The sequence below is a fragment of the Litorimonas cladophorae genome (assembly GCF_014652455.1).
GTDB lineage: Bacteria > Pseudomonadota > Alphaproteobacteria > Caulobacterales > Maricaulaceae > Litorimonas > Litorimonas cladophorae.
In genome coordinates this window covers 91,148-107,863 of the sequence record NZ_BMYV01000002.1, presented here as the reverse complement: position 1 = coordinate 107,863, position 16,716 = coordinate 91,148, and the positions used below count along the sequence as shown (strand labels likewise).

Genomic DNA, 16,716 nt, shown 5'->3' with positions numbered 1-16,716 from the left:
TCCATGGCGGCCAAAGAAAAGCTTTACAAAGATCTTCCGCGCCCGAAGTTAAATAGGGCGCAGATCGAAGAGATCTATCGACGGCTATCCGTGGAGCGACCGTCGCCAAAGACGGAATTGGATTACGTCAATCCTTATACGCTCGTCGTCGCTGTGGCCCTGTCGGCGCAGGCTACGGATGTTGGCGTGAACCGCGCGACCAAAGACTTGTTTGTTATTGCCGACACGCCCGAGAAAATGCTGGCCCTGGGTGAAGACACTGTCCGCGATTACATCAAAACGATTGGTCTATATAAAACCAAAGCCAAGAACGTGATCAAACTCTCGCAGCTTCTGGTCGACGAATATGACAGCAAAGTTCCCGATACGCGGGAAGACCTAATCCGACTGCCTGGCGTCGGACGAAAAACGGCCAATGTTGTCCTACATGAGATTTTTGGCCAGCCGACAATGGCGGTCGATACGCATATTTTCAGAGTTTCAAACCGCACAGGCATGGCCCCGGGCAAGGATGTCTTGGAGGTCGAGTTGAATCTTTTGCGGGTAACGCCAGAGTCCTATTTGATTGGCGCGCATCACTGGGTTTTGCTGCACGGGCGCTATGTCTGCAAAGCCAGAACCCCCGAATGTTATGCCTGCCCCATCCAAGACATTTGTCAGTATAAAAAGAAAACCCCCGCGCCTTAGCTGGGTTGCCAGTTTCGTCAAATCGCCCATCTTTCCGAGTGGGTTTTGACGTTTGGAAAGCGCTATTCCCGCCCGAATAGGGGCCTAATCATGCCCACAAATGAAGATGAACGTCCGTTAAATGCCCAACCCCTCGAAATAGGGCATTCAGAAAACATTCATATAGGGTGTGACCAAAGGAGGGCCTTAATGTTTAATTCACCTTAATTTTCATGAAGTTCGTTCGTGTTGATTTCGGAGATGGGATGGGGAATCCACAATGAAGGTTCTATTATTTACCGCAGCGTCAGCCATGAGCTTGCTTGCTGCAACGTCGGCATCCGCGGATGATAGCGAAGGTTGGTATCTGCGCGGCAATGCAGGTGTTGGCATCCACACAGACGCCGAAGTTCAGGGCGATATGACCTCGACAATGCATGGCAATGGCATCCAAAGCCAAGTTAACCCGGCTGCCTCTTTGGGCTTGGGCTATGATTTCGGCGACAATTGGCGCGTTGAACTAGATGCGGATACGCTTTGGACAGACTTTGGCTCGATCAGCCAAATCCCATCCAGCGCAGCAAAGCTTCGTACAAATACACTGATGTTGAATGCGCTTTATGACTTTGACGGTTTTGGGAAATGGGAGCCTTATGTCGGTGCAGGCCTCGGATTGGTCCAAGGTAAAGCCAATTTGACAGCGCATGATTTTCCGAGCGCAGAAAACATTCTAACGCGTACGCCAGCTTGTCTGGGCGCGCGTACACTCGACCAAGCTGAAAGCTGTGATATCTCCGATAAGGATTCAGGTTTTGGTTGGCAGTTGATGGCTGGCTTGGGTCGTCAAATTTCGGACAATTTAACGTGGGATACCCACTACACATATATGAACGGCCCAGATTTGGACGTCGAGGGACTTCGGACAAATGGTGTTACGGGCGGCTCGACACCAATCTCTGCAAAAATGTCTGATGTTGGCGCACATACCGTTATGACAGGTTTGCGTTATACATTTGGCAATCGCACGCAATCCATGCCGAAAATCGTAGCGCCAACACCCGCGCCAGCCCCTGTTCGCCGCCCAGACTTTACATGTTGGGATGGTGCCATGGTACAAGATGCCAGCCAGTGTGCCGCCAAACCTGCCCCTGCTGTTGAAGTTATCAGCTGTTGGGATGGATCGGCTGTTCCAGTTGGAACAAGCTGTCCTGCCGAACCCGTTGTTGCAGAGACTTTCACCTGTTGGGATGGATCGGTTACTTATGACTTGTCCACTTGCGCAGTTGAGCCGGCGCCTGTCGTTCAGCAAACCAACTTGAATGTTTGTGGTAGTTCGCCTGTCGCGATCTTTGATGTTCCGACGAATAAGGCGCCAAAGCAAATGGCCCGTTTAGGTACAATGCCTGAATTCGGCGATAGCCACGGCCTGACACCAACGCAGTTCTATGAAAAGCTCGACGCCCGCTACAATGCGACGGCCAATGATAAGGCCTATTTGAACTATCTGTTCAAATCTATGGGCTACAGCAATGGCTGGGCAGACGCGCAACCTTATATGTTTAGTGAAGAAGTTTTGCCTGTCGGCACACGCGGTATCTTGGGTCTGGGAGAGCAGCATCACTATAGCTACTCAATCCTCCCGACCAATGATCATGATCGCCAAGCGTTCCGCATCCAAAGCGCAAATGGCGTGGTTGTGCATTTCATGAAAACTTGTGGGAACTATATGTACGCGTGTGAGTAAATCATATGACTAGAATAGCTGCGGCATCTTAAGATGCTGCAGTTTGAAACCCGCGCGATGCCCCTGCGCGGGTTTCTTTTTGACTTTAAGAAATCGGTTCCTCGCCAAGCCTGTATAGTGCAAGGACAGCCCATTGCTTTTTAAGGTCCCTTATTATGACAGTTTCATTTTGGCTTTTCTTGCTTGCGACCCTTGCCACGCTGTTGATTGGGGCGGTGTATGCGACGCGTAAAACGGTCATGCCCTATCATCTGGACGCCCTCGAAACCTCATGGGCGGAGATTGATCCCAAAACTCAATTCATGCTCAAAGCCCTGTTAAACGGTGGCGGTTATTTTGGCCTTTCAACGGGGGTCTCAATGCTCATTCTGTTGAGTATTCCTTTTCGGAACGGCGAAGTCTGGGCGGGGTTTGCAATTGGCGCTATCGGCTTAATCGGCGCTTTTCCCCTGGGCCTGATCGTTCGCCATGTAAAAAAGAATACAGCAGGAAATCCACCCCTGATGGTGATGGTCGTGATCAATGCCCTGCTCGTCTTTGGGCTCATCGCTTTCGCATTAGGGTTTTAAACGCGCCCCTCTCATGCGCGTCGCCCTCCTCACACTTGTGGTTCTGATTGCCTTTGCGGGAAATTCTATTTTGGCGCGTTTGGCCTTGAGCGGGGGCGACATTGGTCCTTGGAGTTTCTCTTTGATCCGCTTTGTATCGGGCGCGGGGGTATTGCTCATACTCGCCAAACCGCTTGCAAGTTGGCGCAGCGGTCATTGGGGAGCCGCCCTTGCGCTTTGTGCCTATGGCGTGTTTTTTTCTTACGCCTATTTAAAACTCGCGACGGGGACGGGCGCGTTACTTTTGTTCGCGTCGGTACAGTTGACGATGTTGATCATCGCCTTTTCACGCGGAGAACGACTGCGCCTCTCGCAAACACTCGGCTTAGCGCTGGCCGTGGCGGGATTAATTTATTTGCTCTCGCCCGGGTTAGATGCCCCATCTCCCATTGGGGCAGTCCTCATGGCAGCGTCAGGGATCGGCTGGGGTATTTATTCCGTTTTAGGCAAAAGCGAAGGTGACCCCGTCGCGCGGACGTCGGGAAATTTTGCAAGAGCGGCGATCTTGCTCCTGCTTGCAACGCCAATATTTCTGACCATGTCGCCTGAAAGTATCCCAGCGCCCGATGGGATTGGGTTGGCCGTTTTATCTGGCACATTAACATCAGGCCTCGGTTACGCGCTTTGGTATCGGGTGTTGCGAGACCTTTCGGTCACGACCGCATCCATCTCGCAACTCTCAGTCCCCGTCATCGCCGCGATCGGCGGCGCGCTACTTGTATTGGAACCTGTGACGCTGTCTTTTGCACTCGCCTGTGCGACCGTCTTGATCGGCGTCGGACTTGCAACCGTCAACGTCAGGAAACCCAGCTAAGGTTTAGCTTTTTCATTTGCCGTCGCGAGGCGCTCTAACCGCGTTTTCAATGCGAGTGCGAATTTCTGCGCGCCTTCATTCTCTCCCCCATCCCCTTTGGCATGAGGTAGATAGAGATAGGGCTCGATCAGTTCCAACTCGATCAGCTTCAATGTCCCGTCACGTCCGCGCAAGAGGTCCACGCGCGCATAGAGCGGGGTGAAATCCAATACGTCCAAAATATCACTAGCCGTTTCACGTTCGAGCGGCGTCGGGACATAGGTTTCTTCCGAACCGCCATAGATCGACTGTATCCGGTAATCGCCAGATTTCGGTGTTTTGCGCGCCGCATGAGAAAAGCGACCGCCGAAATAGAGAAAAGAATATTCGCCCTCTTCCAATACGCTCGGCAGGAAGGCTTGCAGCAACGCGCCTTCGGGTGGCATCTCGCTCGCAGGCGGAAACGGGTCGCCCTTTTTATACAGAACTTGACGCCACGCCCCACCGCCGACGGTTGGCTTAATGACGAGCGTATCTGTTTCCAGCGTCTCAAAAGCGCGCGCAACATTTGTTTTTGTAACGCCATCCACAGTGATCGTCCGAATGACGGGCGCGCCCCGGGCTTCTAATTCTTCAAGATAAGACTTGTCGGCATTCCAGTTTAAAACATCAAAGGTGTTGAAGACGGGCGTGATCGCTTCGGCCTTGGCAATGGCCGACAGAAAGGCATCTTCATTGCCTTCAAAATAATCCCAAACCATCAGCGGCAGGATCGCGTCAAATTCGGCGGCACGCTCAGCGATTTCGCGCCAGCGGACTTCGACCAACTCCATATCCTGCGCCGCCAAAGCGGGTGATAGTTTCCCAACTTCTTCGGTCAATTCAAAACGGTCGGGTCGAGCATTTTCGGCCGTAGGCAGAAGATTATCCGAGATGAGGAGGGCAATTTTCTTCATCGTGCAATTCCATATAGTTTGCGCGGCATAAATACGGTAGGCGCGCGGTGTTGTACGCGCGGGCTACGGGGTAAATCCGTAGGACGCAATTTGAATTTTACCGTGAGAGTTCTGGACATGACTAAAGATATTGACGTTTTGGGCATCGGCAATGCCATTATGGATATTATTGCCCCTGTTCCAGATGGGTTCCTCTCGGCCCAAGGGATTGAGCGCGGATCTATGACATTGGTCGATGAGCCGCGTGCTTTATCTTTGAATGCGGCGTTGAAATCAGAAGCTGATCTTCGCGAAATCGCGGGCGGGTCGGCTGCCAATACAATGGTGGGGATTGCTGGTTTAGGTGTTCGCGCAGGCTATATCGGGAAAATTGGTGAAGATGGCGTTGGGCAACGTTTGGCCGAAGGTTACCGCGAAGCCGGCGTTTGGTTCGCGACCAAGCCAACGACGTCAGGCACAGCCTCTGCACGCTGCATGATCGCCGTAACCCCAGATGGCCAACGCTCGATGAGCACATTCCTGGGTGCAAATGCGGATTTCAGTATTGACGATATTCACCGCGACGAAATTGCGCGGGCCAAAACGATCTATCTCGAAGGCTACCTCTTTGACAGTGATACGCAAAAGGCCGCCTATGTGCAGGCGGCTGAACACGCCCAAGCCACGGGCGGCCAAGTTGCCCTGACATTATCCGACAGTTTCTGCGTCGCCCGACATCGCGCTGGGTTCCGTCACTTGGCTGAACATCAAACTGACATCCTCTTTGCTAATGAAGAAGAACTGCTGGCATTATTTGAAACCGACAGCTTGGACGCCGCGCTGGACGAATTGACAGACATGCGCCCTGTTGTCTGCGTCACGCGCAGTGCCAAAGGCTCCATTATTCAGATTCCAAAGTCGCGCCCAGAAGACGGCGGCCCACGCCGCCACCTTGTCCCGGCCGCCCCGATCAAACAGATCGTGGATACCACGGGTGCCGGTGACCAATATGCCGCAGGTGTTTTGGCAGGTCGCGAAATGGGCCTGAGCTGGGCTGATGCGGGCTATCTTGGCTCATTGGCCGCCGCCGAAGTCATTCAGCATTATGGCGCGCGCCCTGAAACCCCTGTTCACTTTATCGCGGCGGCAACGGCTTAGATTGCTGTTGCGAATTTGTAATGAAGATGTCTTCTTTATTCAGGCCCGGTTAAACCGAAATCCGCTATGGCGTTGAACATGATGAAAAAACTTATTCTTCCCATACTCTTGGTCACCACCGCTTTGGGGACTGCCGTCGGCACCGCTGTCGCGCAATCCTCTAAGACTGCGATGGGTCAAATCAGCGCCAAGACACAATATGCGGCGCCCTTTACGGACCCCGCAAATGTGCGTGCAGATTTGGCGCGGATTGATGCTAGCATGAATGCGACGACGACCTTTCAGGGTGACTTCACGCAAGTTGCGCCCGATGGAGTTGTCTCTAATGGCCGGATTTGGTTGCAACGCCCCGGTAAGGTGCGGTTTGAATATAATGAGCCTAATCCGCTTTTGATCGTCTCTGACGGTGTAACGTTGGTACAAAACGATCGCCAATTAGAAACCTTCGACCGTGTCCCGCTGTCCGCGACACCGCTGAATTACTTTCTGAAAGAAAATATCAACCTCGCCGAAGATACTGAGGTCACAGCGCTTCAGAAATATCCCGGTCAGTGGATCGTGACGGCTCGCGATGGGTCGGGTGAGCAAGAAGGCACGATGACGCTCGTCTTTGACTCTGAAACGCTCGCTTTGCAAACGTGGATTATTGCCGACGACTTTGGGGGCGCAACCCGTGTACAGCTATCGAACCTGCAATATAATGGTCGTATCGATCCGCGTAAATTTGTTCTGCGCGAAGATAGTAATCGCCGCGGGCGGTAAGTAATTCCCTTTCGGGGCTTTTATCCTTTCGCGGGGGCGGCTATCCCCGCGACATGCAAATCAAAGTCGCCACTTGGAATATTAACTCTGTCCGCTTGCGGATTGATCAGGTCATTCAATTCCTGACAGAGCAGCAGCCCGACGTCTTGGGCTTGCAAGAGATCAAATGCGTCGAAGAGCAATTTCCCTACCAGCCTTTCCGCGACATCGGATATGAATTTATCGAGGTCAAAGGCCAAAAGGGCTATCACGGCGCGGCAACCGTTTCGAAATTGCCGATGGAACGCTTGCCAACCAGCTTTTGCCCCTTAGATCATGCCCGTCACGTCTCTACACGGGTGATTGCCGGGGATCAGGACTTTGAATTTCACAATTTTTACGTCCCGGCGGGCGGCGATATTGCGGACCCTGTGGTCAATGATAAGTTCGCCCATAAACTCGAATTCTTAGAGAATATGCGGTGTTATTTTGAAGAGCGTTTCGCCACGGGCGACGCACAGCAAATCCTCGTGGGGGATTTCAATATCGCGCCGCATGAACATGACGTTTGGGGCCACAAGCAGCTTTTGAAAGTTGTCTCCCATACGCCGATGGAGGTCGAAATCCTCAACACGCTTTTGAAGACGCATGATTTCACGGATACCTCCCGCCTCTTCGCGGGCGATGAGGAAAAGCTCTATAGCTGGTGGTCCTACCGCGCCAAAGATATCATGAAATCTAATCGCGGGCGACGTCTTGATCATATTTGGGTGAGCCCAGCCCTAAAGCCAGCCGTCGAAGCGATGGGTAAGGCGGGCCACGAAATCCACGTGCCGTGCCGCACGTGGCACGCCAAGCCATCAGATCATGTGCCAATGACACAGGTCCTTGACCTGACGGCCAAGTGACGGCGACGCAGGTGTTGGATTAATCCGCCGCGTAACATGCGTCACTAAAACACGACCTTTGCCGACACCGCGATCAACGCCTGCGCGCCAAAATAAAGCGGCGTAATCGCCAGCGCATTTTTCGGCGTCCGCGTGACGAAGCGATCTCGCGCGACAAACATATCGGACACGGCAAACATCACGGCGCCGATCATCGCGAGGCGAGAATAGGCCAAAGGTGGGAGACCCAATGCGCTCACCACCATCACCAAAATTATCAGCGTATAAAGTCCAACTGCAATACGCATATCCTGCGGAAGCTTGGGTTTAAGCCAGATATAAAAACCAATCGTGCCCGCAATCACAACGGCACTCAGAACCACCCTACCCGTGGAATATGTGCCGCTTTGCAAGGTCAGAAATGCGCTGACATAGGCGATATGTCCTAACGCAAAGGCCGCCATACCCGCGAGAAATAATTTTCGTGAATTGCGAGAAAGCAATAGAACGTCCCCGACCGCACAAGCCGCCAAGCCCGCGAAAATAATCAGGCCATAAGTCGTGAGTAATGCCGTGCTAGAAAAAGCAATGAAAAGAAAGCCAAGGGCGGCCAGTGGTTTGAGAACACATTGCGCGCGGCGGTGTTCGGTCAGTTCCGCAATCGTGAGCGCCAAAACAAGTACGGCGTAGATCATGAGGGTTATGGTCATGCCCTGACCCTAAACGCCAAAATGCAAATTTAATAGGTCACACTGACGCGAACGAAGGCTCCCATGTGACGCTTGTTTTAAGATACATCCACTAACGGACCCGCAACTTCACCCTCGGGAAGGGTATAACCACATTCGGCGCATAACTTAGCAAGCGGCGTGCGAAAAGGTTTGTCACAAGAGGGGCAAATGCGGCCATATTGGGAAGCTTTCAAACACGGAGCCGCTAAAGGGTGGTCGAGCACCACACCAGACAATCTCTCGCTCAACGCAAGAACCTTTTTACCTGCTTCGACTTCCAAATATTGGTCTTTCAAAAGTATGAAACCCGTGCGGCGCTTATGTTCTTTTGCGTGTGCCAACATGTCAGACATTGCCGCCTTAATAGGAGCATATTCAACCTCGTTCAAAAGGTTGGCTGTCAACTTTAATTTATATGAATAAGTGAAAACGGACATGCTTTTCACCTATTCACATATTTAACTCATCGCTAGCGAATAACCGCCAGGTTGCGTGAGCAGCAATGTTGCCTCACCTTTGACGGGTTCGATTTTCTGACGGAGGCGATAAACATGTGTTTCGAGCGTGTGGGTTGTGACGCCGGAATTATAGCCCCAAACTTCTTCGAGCAGCTCATCACGCGCGACGGCTTTTCCACCCGCGCGGTAAAGATATTTCAGGATGTTGGTTTCTTTTTCCGTCAAACGAATGTCGCGCACAGGACGACCCGATGGATCTTCGGGTGGCGTCAATTTCTTCGCAGCAGGCTTAAAGCTGAAGGGACCGACGGTGAAAACCGCGTCTTCGGATTGCTCAAATGTGCGCAGATGGGCGCGCAAGCGTGCGAGCAAGACACCAAAACGAAACGGCTTGGTTACATAGTCATTTGCACCTGAATTTAGCCCAAGGATTTCGGAGGCTTCGCCTGTATTACCCGTCAGCATAACAATCGGTGTCGCAATCCCTGCGGAACGGATCAGTTGCGCGACATCCGTGCCTTGCATATCGGGCATGTCGACATCGAGGATAATCATATCAAAGGTCTGGGATTTTGCGAGGCTCAAGCCTTCGGCGCCTGAACCCACATCTACAGTTTCGAACTCGTCATAGAGCGCGAACTGCTCGACCAGCTCGCTGCGGAGCATTTCGTCATCATCAACGACAAGGACACGTTTCTTGACAGCCATTGCGGATTCCCTTCAGGTGTCTTTATTCAATTCAGGGGGCTATGCGCGTCGGCCCCGTAAAATGCTAATAACGGATAATCGCGATCACATCACAAAAAAGCGACCAAGTGAATATTACAATTCAAATAGACACCACGCAATTGACCCTAACCTGTGGCGACCTCGTGCTTCCCTGCCGCGTTGGTATGGACGGATTCGTGGCCATGAAAGACGGTCGCGAGGGTGATCGGAAGACGCCATTAGGCGACTACGCTCTGCGATTTGGGCTCTATCGGGCAGATCGCTTGCCCCCGCCGCGTTCGGCGCTGACATTTCGCCCCCTAAGAGAAGACGATGGATGGTGCGATGACCCAGACAGCGCCGCCTATAACCGCTTCATCCGCCTGCCCGCCTTGGTGAGTCACGAAAAGATGTGGCGAGAGGACGGGGCTTACGACATTATTCTCGTGATAAGCCATAATGACAGCCCGCCCGTCCCGCATTTGGGCAGTGCGGTGTTTATTCATGTCGCCCAACCCGATGATCGCAAAACCATGGGTTGCGTCGCCCTTGCGCCAGATGAGATGGCACAGTTGCTCCCCCATTTGAGAATGGGCATGACCGTCAGGATCACGTCATGACACAGTCGCTTCACGGTGCGCCCTTGGTGATTATTGATCTGCAGATGGCAATCGACCACCCCGACTGGGGCCCGCGTAATAATCCGGACGCCGAACGCTCAATCGCAAAACTTTTGACCGTTTGGCGCGAAAAGGGCTGGCCCGTCATTCACGTGAAACATAATTCTTCTCATTCGAATTCGCCCTATCGCCCTGGCCAAAGCGGAAACGATTTTAAACCCGAGGTCGCCCCGATTGCGGGGGAAAATATTATCGCGAAAACCACCCATAGCGCCTTTATCGATCCGGCCTTAGGCACCGCGCTCGCAAAGTTAAAAACCAAAACCCTCATCATCGCGGGGGTGAAAACAAATAATTCCATCGAAACCACGGTGAGGCATGGCGAGAACTTGGGCTATGATATTCACCTGCTGGCGGATGGGTGTTTCACTCACGACCAAGTCGATTGGAATGGCAAGAGCTGGAGCGCAGAGGACGTGCATGCACACGCGCTCTCAAACCTGGATGGAGAGTATTGCCGCGTGACGACGATAGATGCACTCTTATCAGAGATTTCAGCTTAGAGGTTTTCGGCGAAAAAGCCGCTCAGCCGTAATCCCGCGCACCGAATAAGGCGGATCCGACGCGGACGCTGGTTGCGCCCATTTCTGCGGCGATTTCATAATCCCCGCTCATGCCCATCGACAAACCTTTGATGCCATTGGCGTCGGCCAAATTTGACAATAGCCAGAAATGCGGGCTGGCGGCTTCCCCCATTGGCGGAATACACATCAGGCCTTCTGGTTCTAAATTATAAGTCTCGCGCATGAGCTTTAAAAACGCGGGAAGGTCAGCGGGCAGGACGCCAGACTTCTGATCTTCCTCGCCCGTATTCACTTGCACGTAGAGGCGTGGCATTTTCCCGTGGTCCTCACCCGCCTTCACCAGCGCTTTCAGCAATTTTTCACGATCAACGGTTTCAATAACGTCAAATAAGGCGACAGCATCCGCGGCCTTATTTGTTTGCAATGGCCCGATCAGGCGCAGTTCCAATTCCGCGCGATGGTCAGCGAAAGTCTCACCCCAACGCGTTTGGGCTTCTTGTACGCGGTTTTCGCCGTAAACGCGTTGTCCCGTTGCCAGCATGTCGGCAATGCGTTCATCAGGCTGAACCTTTGACACCGCCACAAGGGTCGGGACATCGCTTTGCTTTCCGCGCTTTGACGCGGCGGTCAACTTCGCTAGGACTTCGGTATGTTTTTGGGAAATATCTGACATGACCGCCCTCTATTCCGACTGGACGAAAAAGAAAAGCGTGCTTGCGCGTGTGGCGGGCGAATTACGTCAAGAGAGCAAATTGCGCGTCCATGAAAACACGCACCGCATTTCACCGTTAATTTTCATGACCGACCCTGATCGTGTGCCAGACCCGGTATCGGTGGCGCGGCGATTACCTGAAGGCAGTACGATTATTTATCGCCATTTCGGAAACCCCGAACATGCAGAAAATTTACGCCAAATCACGCGTGAACGGGGCCAACAGCTTCTCATCGGCAATGACCCCGAGCTTGCAGAAAAAATCCACGCAGAGGGTGTTCACTTTGCGCGGGACCCAAAGCTAGTCGGACCCATAACTTGGCGCGCCAAACACCCCGATTGGATCATTACAATGGCGGGGTTGAAGGACGGCGCCTATCTCGCGCCGCTCGACAGTCTTGACGCCTTGTTCGTCTCCAGCATTTTCCCCAGCCGCAGCGCATCGGCGGGAACACCCATTGGGGTCGAGGCGTTACAAGATCGTGCCGCCCGCCTGCCCGTCCCCATTGTGGGGTTGGGCGGCATAGATGCAGGCACCGCGCCCGCATTATTGGGGACAGGCATAATCGGATTAGCCGCCATAGAAGGATTGATCATGGATGTGAAAAAAGAAGTGACGTCGAGCGGCCACCGCTTCGTTATAAAAACAAAGGCCGGTGAAGCCGAATTGACCCTAGCCAAAGCGGGCAACGGCATATTTAACGCCAATCATACATTCACGCCAAATGCTTTGCGTGGACAGGGCATCGCAGGGAAACTCTACGCCGCCATGGTCGCCGACGCGAAAAAGAGCGGCTATAAAATCATCCCTGGCTGTCCCTATATTAAAGTGAAATTTAAACGGCATCCAGAGGATCGAACGGCCGTTGGAGCTTAGGGGACGGCGTAAATTTTCACGTTGTTGTGGTTCAACATGGTAATTTCTGAGTGTCTTACTTGAGGCGATTTTAAGCCGCTTGGCGAATAACTGCTTTCGGAGATTTGCAAACATATACTCGAAAAGCGTTTCATAAACTAATGTCTGATGCTAATATCTCACTCAAGTTATTTTCACCGGACTCTTTATTGACCCAAGATTTTTCAAATGGATATGAGGCGATTGCTGAGCGTTATATGGCAGTACGGTCACGGTCTGGTCGAGCATTAGTACAAAACTGGGCGGAGACACTACCGCAAGGTGGGTCAATCATTGACATTGGCGCGGGAAATGGACAACCGATAACGTCGGCATTAATCGAAGCTGGTTTGCAAGTATCAGCCCTCGATGCTTCGCCGAAAATGGTAGCAGCATTTCAGGCCTACTTTCCAGACATTAGAATTGCTTGCGAAGCAGCCGAAGACAGTTCTTTCTTCAATGACACATATGATGCTGCATTGGCAGTTGGCTTGATTTTTCTTTTATCCAAAAACAAGCAGAGACATCTTATTCAGAACGTCGCGAATGCGCTTAAAGAAGGAGGTAAATTTCTTTTCTCTTCCCCTTATCAAATTTGTGATTGGGAAGACAGTTTGACGGGTGAAGGTTCGCGCTCATTAGGCAGAGAAGAATATCACCGCATTCTCAAACAATCAGGTCTCTCACTCATCAGTGAGTCAGAAGACGAAGGCGGCACGCATTATTTCGAAGCTGAAAAAATCAGACATCTGATGGCATGACTTCCGCGAAATTCTATACCACAGGCACATCTCCTAATTCCTCCGCGGAATAGGTTTGGAAACCCAACACTTTCACCTGAAAGGAAGGCTGAACAGGCTGCAATCCCTATGGCGGAGCCCACCGTTTCCTATTATTTATTTGGTAGAGGTTGAGCAGCTTACTTTGGGCGTTTTAAGTCTCTGATATAAAGCCAACTACCGATTTTAAACGCGCCTAAACTTTATGCCCCAGCCACGAGTCCATATTCGCGCCTTCCGTTGCGCGGTTGGGGATTGTGTTTGGACCGATGTTGTCGAGTTACAAGGTATTACGCCGTAATGATCGGGCGCTTTTTCGTGCTGTGTACAGGTTTGGCTCATTTTAATCTTGGGTCACATCGGAACCACTTGTTCCTCGGAGCGTACCGTCAGGGAGAACAAGGAGACCCATAATGCGTAAGACTCGGATCGTTATTTTGATTGCAGCTCTCGGCTTGGTGACATCCTCAAGTTTGGCTTATGCGGATGAGATACGTGTCCTCGCCGATGAAGTCACATCGACATTTAAGTCAGCGACAACGCCTTATAAATATACGCCCACGATCGCGACGGAATTGGTGCCGGGCCTAAAAGTATATGCGGAAGACGGTCAATTACTCGGGACGGTTTCGGCTTTCACGCAACGCGATGGCGTCACCAAACGAATTTGGTTCGCCGATAGGTTTGCGGATGGCCAGCAAATTCGGCTTGGGAACGGGAAAGTCATTCTAATAGCGGACACACCCACGGGCGTCACGGGGTCAAACACTTAGTCAGAACGCAAGGTCCGTCATAGCGGAGTCGAATGACTTAGGCGTTATGGTCGGATGTGTTCGCCCATCAGAATTTTTTCGATGTTGCCTTTGGTTTTGAAGCTCAGCACGAGGAGATAGATACTGAGAAAGAGCATCCCACCAAAAAAGGCGAGGAGGCCCAAACCCAAACCCTTGGCCGAAAACTGATTCCGCCACATCGTCCAGAGCGCGGACAGGGCCAAGAACCACATAAAATCGAAATTAAATTGTCCGGGCCACGCCATGGCTTTCATATCGCCAAAAAAAACGGGAAGCAGGTTCAACCCGTGATTAGAGATCGTAATGCCTGTATAGATCAGAAGGCCGATCAAAGCAGCCAGAAGAAAAAGACGAAAACCCTGCATTGAAAACTCCTAAAACTTAAAGCTGCCTTGTACGAAGGCGCTGGTCGCGGTTTGGTCGAGTGGCGTTAGGACGCCGCCGACGAGGCCGTCGCTGGTGCGGCTCACATATTGAACGCCCGTGCCGAGTGTGAATTTGTCGAAATCATAAGTGACACCAAAGACCGCTTGGTCAGAGGTCAGGTTTACGTTCTCGTCCTCTGCATGGCCGTAATTCAGCGTGAAGCCCAGCGCGCCAGGTTTCCATGTCACGCCTGCATCATAGGCCGTGTAGTCGCCATCGAACAGACCATTATTGGACTGCAACCAAGAGCCGCCCAACGTCCAATCGCCATACCCAAGTTCGAGACCCGCGCCATAGCTTTGGAGATCATCTAGACCTGCGAAGCCTGATTTTTCAGAGCCGCGCGCATAAGAGAACGTCCCTTCGACGGACATGCCATTTTCAAATGTACGGTCGAGGGCGAGACCTGCTTCGAACACGTCTTCGATCTCAGGACGGATGAGGCCTGCGATGTCGCGATCGACACAATAATCGACGCCGCATGCATCAGCCTTGAGCGCATAAGACACGCCCAATTGTACGCCGACACCGATTTGGTCACCGAGCAAACGTGGCGAGGTATAAGTAATTTTCTCAGCAAAGCCCGATGCGTCATTGACCGTCTTCACACTGTCATAGCCTGTATAATCGACGGGCGAGTTTGAGGCCCCAATGGCGAGCAAGGTCGGTGCGCCGAGACTGAACAGATAGGCCGCGCCGTCGTCACGCCCCACGGTCACGTCACCATAGGCCGAACGCAGAAAGATATGCGCGCTTTCGAGCTGCGCTTGGAAATCTTCGGCTGTGTCTTCGCCGACGGTATAGAATTGCGATGTATGGCCTTTCAGACCCGAACATCCCGCGACAGAGGGCGGGCAATCGGCCAAGCGGCCCCCAAAACCACGACGGTAAGCATCATGTTGAGCCCGCGCGGCCAAGTTCAGGCCATATTCAAGGCCACCTTGCGTGATCGCGCTGACTTCGAATTCGACTTCGGCGTCACCGATAAAATCTTCGGACCACGCGTCATCTGGGCCAATTTGGTTTGGCGGTTGATCGCGATAGGTCGCCGCCGCGCCGAGGCTAAATTTGCCACGCAACATGGTCGCCAAATTACCGAGACCAAGACGATCTTTCCAACTCTGCGGCTGTTGCGGGGCAGGATAAGAGGTCGGACCTTGATTAGGGTAAGGCTGGCCAGAGGGTTGCCCTGTTGGCGGATAGGGTTGCTGATATCCCGCTTGCGGCGGGATTGACTGTCCCCCGCCATAGGGCGAGCCGTAATTTGGCGTGGCCGTCGACGGCGCTTGGGTGGTTTGTGCACGTTGCGGCGCGTAAGGCGAAGCCGAGGGTGCGGCGCTTTGATAAGGGGAGGCTTGACGCGGAAGACCCGGTGGCAGGTTCCCACCCGCCAGAGAGATCGGCTTTCCGAAGTCTGGCGTTTCGGAAACAACCGGCGCTGGGCGCGGATTATAATTATAGTCAGACCCAGAGACGGGCTTAGTCGCGGCCAGCGACTGCGCATTGGTACGCATTGGCGCATAGGCGGGCGCTTCGGGTTGATAGATCCGGCCCACATTGACGACGGGCTGACCCGTTGGCGGTGTCGACGACCCACGCGGATAAACAGGTGCGGTGTTTGGCGCGCTATAGGGTTGATAGGTCGAAGGCTGCGCGGCCGTTTGGGGGGCCGTAGGTATTGGCATATCCCAGGCTTGTTGCTTTTTCTTGGTCGCAAAGGGCGAACTGGATTGCGCCGACGCCAGTCCCATGCCGGCAACCGCCAAAATGACGAAGGGCGTGGCAGTAGAAAGTAAGCGCGAAGCAGACATGGATGGACCTTCAGCAGGCAAAGGGTGAATTTTGTTAACCTTTGCCCCACGCCGCCCTAAAAAAGGGTTAACGCATCTTTACCATAAGGTGTTTTTGCCCCTTTCGGGCGCTCACCCCTGCTTTCTTGCCATGAATTTATGAAAACGGCTCTGGTGGCGGACGACAGAGCGGTTTAAGACGACGCACGATATCTGATACAGATTTGCATTTGGGATGCCCATAAGATGACTTTTAAACCTGCCATCGCTGCCGTTCTCGCAACGACCCTTGTTCTGGGCGGTTGCGCGTCTAAATCTAAACCTCGCGCTTCGGCGCAGGCGGCCGCGCCAAATATGGGCGTGAACACATACCTCTGGCGCGCGTCCATGGAGACATTGAACTTCATGCCGCTCGAGCAAGTCGACCCCTTTGGTGGTGTCATCATCACGGATTGGTACGCGAACCCAACAACACCCGCCGAACGTTTCAAAGCCAATGTCTATATCTTGGACACAAATCTGCGCGCCGATGGTTTGAAGGTGTCAATCTTTAAGCAAACGCAAACAGCGGCAGGTTGGGCCGATGCGGCCGTTGACGGCGACACAGCGCGCAAGATTGAGAATGCAATCCTGACAAAAGCCCGCGAGCTTTACATCGCGACCGAAGACGCGCGCTAAACCCAACAC

The 16,716-nt window shown here is 52.8% G+C and carries 20 protein-coding genes; 13 read left to right on the top strand and 7 right to left on the bottom strand.

Annotated elements, in window-relative coordinates; genetic code table 11:
- Positions 1-3: 3 nt before the first annotated feature.
- The 4 genes from nth (at position 4) to IE073_RS08335 (ending at position 3,832) form a co-directional block, all read left to right on the top strand.
- The gene (nth, locus tag IE073_RS08350; protein WP_189584223.1) at positions 4-687 is read left to right on the top strand and encodes an endonuclease III; all 684 of its coding nucleotides are present in this window, start codon (positions 4-6) and stop codon (positions 685-687) included.
- Positions 688-946: 259 nt separating this feature from the next.
- Positions 947-2,410: an outer membrane protein gene (locus tag IE073_RS08345; protein WP_189584220.1), complete on the top strand. Its 1,464-nt coding sequence runs from the start codon at positions 947-949 to the stop codon at positions 2,408-2,410.
- Between the two features lie 155 nt (positions 2,411-2,565).
- On the top strand, positions 2,566-2,979 hold the full coding sequence (locus IE073_RS08340) for a hypothetical protein (protein WP_189584217.1): 414 nt from the start codon (positions 2,566-2,568) through the stop codon (positions 2,977-2,979).
- 13 nt (positions 2,980-2,992) lie between these two features.
- The gene (locus IE073_RS08335; RefSeq protein WP_189584214.1) at positions 2,993-3,832 is read left to right on the top strand and encodes a DMT family transporter; all 840 of its coding nucleotides are present in this window, start codon (positions 2,993-2,995) and stop codon (positions 3,830-3,832) included.
- On the opposite strand, the gene IE073_RS08330 is transcribed toward IE073_RS08335, so the two are convergent.
- The gene (locus tag IE073_RS08330; protein WP_189584211.1) at positions 3,829-4,767 is read right to left on the bottom strand and encodes an ATP-grasp domain-containing protein; all 939 of its coding nucleotides are present in this window, start codon (positions 4,765-4,767) and stop codon (positions 3,829-3,831) included. The genes IE073_RS08335 and IE073_RS08330 overlap by 4 nt on opposite strands.
- A gap of 117 nt (positions 4,768-4,884) precedes the next feature.
- Here IE073_RS08330 and IE073_RS08325 point away from each other — a divergent pair, with 117 nt between their 5' ends.
- From IE073_RS08325 to IE073_RS08315, 3 genes are all read left to right on the top strand, one after another.
- A complete protein-coding gene (locus IE073_RS08325; protein ID WP_189584208.1) occupies positions 4,885-5,904 on the top strand; it encodes an adenosine kinase in 1,020 nt (339 codons plus the stop codon).
- 78 nt (positions 5,905-5,982) lie between these two features.
- Positions 5,983-6,666: a LolA family protein gene (locus IE073_RS08320; protein ID WP_189584205.1), complete on the top strand. Its 684-nt coding sequence runs from the start codon at positions 5,983-5,985 to the stop codon at positions 6,664-6,666.
- A gap of 53 nt (positions 6,667-6,719) precedes the next feature.
- Complete coding sequence (locus IE073_RS08315) at positions 6,720-7,553, top strand: exodeoxyribonuclease III (protein WP_189584202.1); 834 nt, start codon at positions 6,720-6,722, stop codon at positions 7,551-7,553.
- Between the two features lie 44 nt (positions 7,554-7,597).
- On the opposite strand, the gene IE073_RS08310 is transcribed toward IE073_RS08315, so the two are convergent.
- The 3 genes from IE073_RS08310 to IE073_RS08300 all read right to left on the bottom strand — a co-directional run bounded on the left by IE073_RS08310 (position 7,598) and on the right by IE073_RS08300 (position 9,429).
- Positions 7,598-8,242 carry a lysoplasmalogenase gene (locus tag IE073_RS08310; protein ID WP_189584199.1) on the bottom strand — a complete coding sequence of 215 codons (645 nt, stop codon included), beginning with the start codon at positions 8,240-8,242 and terminating at the stop codon, positions 7,598-7,600.
- Between the two features lie 77 nt (positions 8,243-8,319).
- Positions 8,320-8,700 (bottom strand): hypothetical protein, encoded by a 381-nt coding sequence (locus IE073_RS08305; protein WP_189584196.1) that lies wholly within the window; start codon positions 8,698-8,700, stop codon positions 8,320-8,322.
- A 21-nt stretch (positions 8,701-8,721) separates the two neighbouring features.
- Positions 8,722-9,429, bottom strand: a complete 708-nt coding sequence (locus tag IE073_RS08300; protein ID WP_189584193.1) for a response regulator transcription factor — start codon at positions 9,427-9,429, stop codon at positions 8,722-8,724.
- 107 nt (positions 9,430-9,536) lie between these two features.
- Here IE073_RS08300 and IE073_RS08295 point away from each other — a divergent pair, with 107 nt between their 5' ends.
- On the top strand, positions 9,537-10,049 hold the full coding sequence (locus IE073_RS08295; protein ID WP_189584190.1) for a L,D-transpeptidase family protein: 513 nt from the start codon (positions 9,537-9,539) through the stop codon (positions 10,047-10,049).
- The gene (locus IE073_RS08290) at positions 10,046-10,612 is read left to right on the top strand and encodes a cysteine hydrolase family protein (protein ID WP_189584187.1); all 567 of its coding nucleotides are present in this window, start codon (positions 10,046-10,048) and stop codon (positions 10,610-10,612) included. The genes IE073_RS08295 and IE073_RS08290 overlap by 4 nt, the downstream gene beginning before the upstream one ends.
- Before the next feature lie 22 nt (positions 10,613-10,634).
- Here IE073_RS08290 and IE073_RS08285 read toward each other — a convergent pair whose 3' ends face one another.
- Positions 10,635-11,306, bottom strand: a complete 672-nt coding sequence (locus IE073_RS08285) for a YggS family pyridoxal phosphate-dependent enzyme (protein ID WP_189584183.1) — start codon at positions 11,304-11,306, stop codon at positions 10,635-10,637.
- On the opposite strand from IE073_RS08285, the gene IE073_RS08280 reads away from it, so the two are divergent.
- The 3 genes from IE073_RS08280 to IE073_RS08270 all read left to right on the top strand — a co-directional run bounded on the left by IE073_RS08280 (position 11,305) and on the right by IE073_RS08270 (position 13,792).
- A complete protein-coding gene (locus IE073_RS08280; protein ID WP_189584180.1) occupies positions 11,305-12,222 on the top strand; it encodes an N-acetyltransferase in 918 nt (305 codons plus the stop codon). The genes IE073_RS08285 and IE073_RS08280 overlap by 2 nt on opposite strands.
- A gap of 140 nt (positions 12,223-12,362) precedes the next feature.
- Positions 12,363-13,001, top strand: coding sequence for a class I SAM-dependent methyltransferase (locus tag IE073_RS08275; protein ID WP_189584177.1), 639 nt, complete (start codon positions 12,363-12,365; stop codon positions 12,999-13,001).
- A gap of 431 nt (positions 13,002-13,432) precedes the next feature.
- Positions 13,433-13,792 (top strand): hypothetical protein, encoded by a 360-nt coding sequence (locus IE073_RS08270; RefSeq protein WP_189584174.1) that lies wholly within the window; start codon positions 13,433-13,435, stop codon positions 13,790-13,792.
- 44 nt (positions 13,793-13,836) lie between these two features.
- Here the strand turns inward: IE073_RS08270 and IE073_RS08265 are convergent, their stop codons facing one another.
- Positions 13,837-14,178 carry a hypothetical protein gene (locus IE073_RS08265; RefSeq protein WP_189584171.1) on the bottom strand — a complete coding sequence of 114 codons (342 nt, stop codon included), beginning with the start codon at positions 14,176-14,178 and terminating at the stop codon, positions 13,837-13,839.
- A gap of 9 nt (positions 14,179-14,187) precedes the next feature.
- Positions 14,188-16,050: a porin gene (locus IE073_RS08260; RefSeq protein ID WP_189584168.1), complete on the bottom strand. Its 1,863-nt coding sequence runs from the start codon at positions 16,048-16,050 to the stop codon at positions 14,188-14,190.
- A 225-nt stretch (positions 16,051-16,275) separates the two neighbouring features.
- On the opposite strand from IE073_RS08260, the gene IE073_RS08255 reads away from it, so the two are divergent.
- On the top strand, positions 16,276-16,707 hold the full coding sequence (locus tag IE073_RS08255) for a DUF3576 domain-containing protein (protein WP_189584165.1): 432 nt from the start codon (positions 16,276-16,278) through the stop codon (positions 16,705-16,707).
- The last annotated feature ends 9 nt before the right edge of the window (positions 16,708-16,716 follow it).

Coding starts and splice junctions, on each gene's coding strand:
- IE073_RS08265 (WP_189584171.1), bottom strand. CDS start 14,178: ATGCAGGGTTTTCGTCTTTTTCTTCTGGCTGCTTTGATCGGCCTTCTG.
- IE073_RS08280 (WP_189584180.1), top strand. CDS start 11,305: ATGACCGCCCTCTATTCCGACTGGACGAAAAAGAAAAGCGTGCTTGCG.
- IE073_RS08325 (WP_189584208.1), top strand. CDS start 4,885: ATGACTAAAGATATTGACGTTTTGGGCATCGGCAATGCCATTATGGAT.
- IE073_RS08285 (WP_189584183.1), bottom strand. CDS start 11,306: ATGTCAGATATTTCCCAAAAACATACCGAAGTCCTAGCGAAGTTGACC.
- IE073_RS08260 (WP_189584168.1), bottom strand. CDS start 16,050: ATGTCTGCTTCGCGCTTACTTTCTACTGCCACGCCCTTCGTCATTTTG.
- IE073_RS08335 (WP_189584214.1), top strand. CDS start 2,993: ATGCGCGTCGCCCTCCTCACACTTGTGGTTCTGATTGCCTTTGCGGGA.
- IE073_RS08320 (WP_189584205.1), top strand. CDS start 5,983: ATGATGAAAAAACTTATTCTTCCCATACTCTTGGTCACCACCGCTTTG.
- IE073_RS08340 (WP_189584217.1), top strand. CDS start 2,566: ATGACAGTTTCATTTTGGCTTTTCTTGCTTGCGACCCTTGCCACGCTG.
- IE073_RS08300 (WP_189584193.1), bottom strand. CDS start 9,429: ATGGCTGTCAAGAAACGTGTCCTTGTCGTTGATGATGACGAAATGCTC.
- IE073_RS08270 (WP_189584174.1), top strand. CDS start 13,433: ATGCGTAAGACTCGGATCGTTATTTTGATTGCAGCTCTCGGCTTGGTG.
- IE073_RS08275 (WP_189584177.1), top strand. CDS start 12,363: ATGTCTGATGCTAATATCTCACTCAAGTTATTTTCACCGGACTCTTTA.
- nth (WP_189584223.1), top strand. CDS start 4: ATGGCGGCCAAAGAAAAGCTTTACAAAGATCTTCCGCGCCCGAAGTTA.
- IE073_RS08290 (WP_189584187.1), top strand. CDS start 10,046: ATGACACAGTCGCTTCACGGTGCGCCCTTGGTGATTATTGATCTGCAG.
- IE073_RS08310 (WP_189584199.1), bottom strand. CDS start 8,242: ATGACCATAACCCTCATGATCTACGCCGTACTTGTTTTGGCGCTCACG.
- IE073_RS08305 (WP_189584196.1), bottom strand. CDS start 8,700: ATGTCCGTTTTCACTTATTCATATAAATTAAAGTTGACAGCCAACCTT.
- IE073_RS08255 (WP_189584165.1), top strand. CDS start 16,276: ATGACTTTTAAACCTGCCATCGCTGCCGTTCTCGCAACGACCCTTGTT.
- IE073_RS08330 (WP_189584211.1), bottom strand. CDS start 4,767: ATGAAGAAAATTGCCCTCCTCATCTCGGATAATCTTCTGCCTACGGCC.
- IE073_RS08315 (WP_189584202.1), top strand. CDS start 6,720: ATGCAAATCAAAGTCGCCACTTGGAATATTAACTCTGTCCGCTTGCGG.
- IE073_RS08345 (WP_189584220.1), top strand. CDS start 947: ATGAAGGTTCTATTATTTACCGCAGCGTCAGCCATGAGCTTGCTTGCT.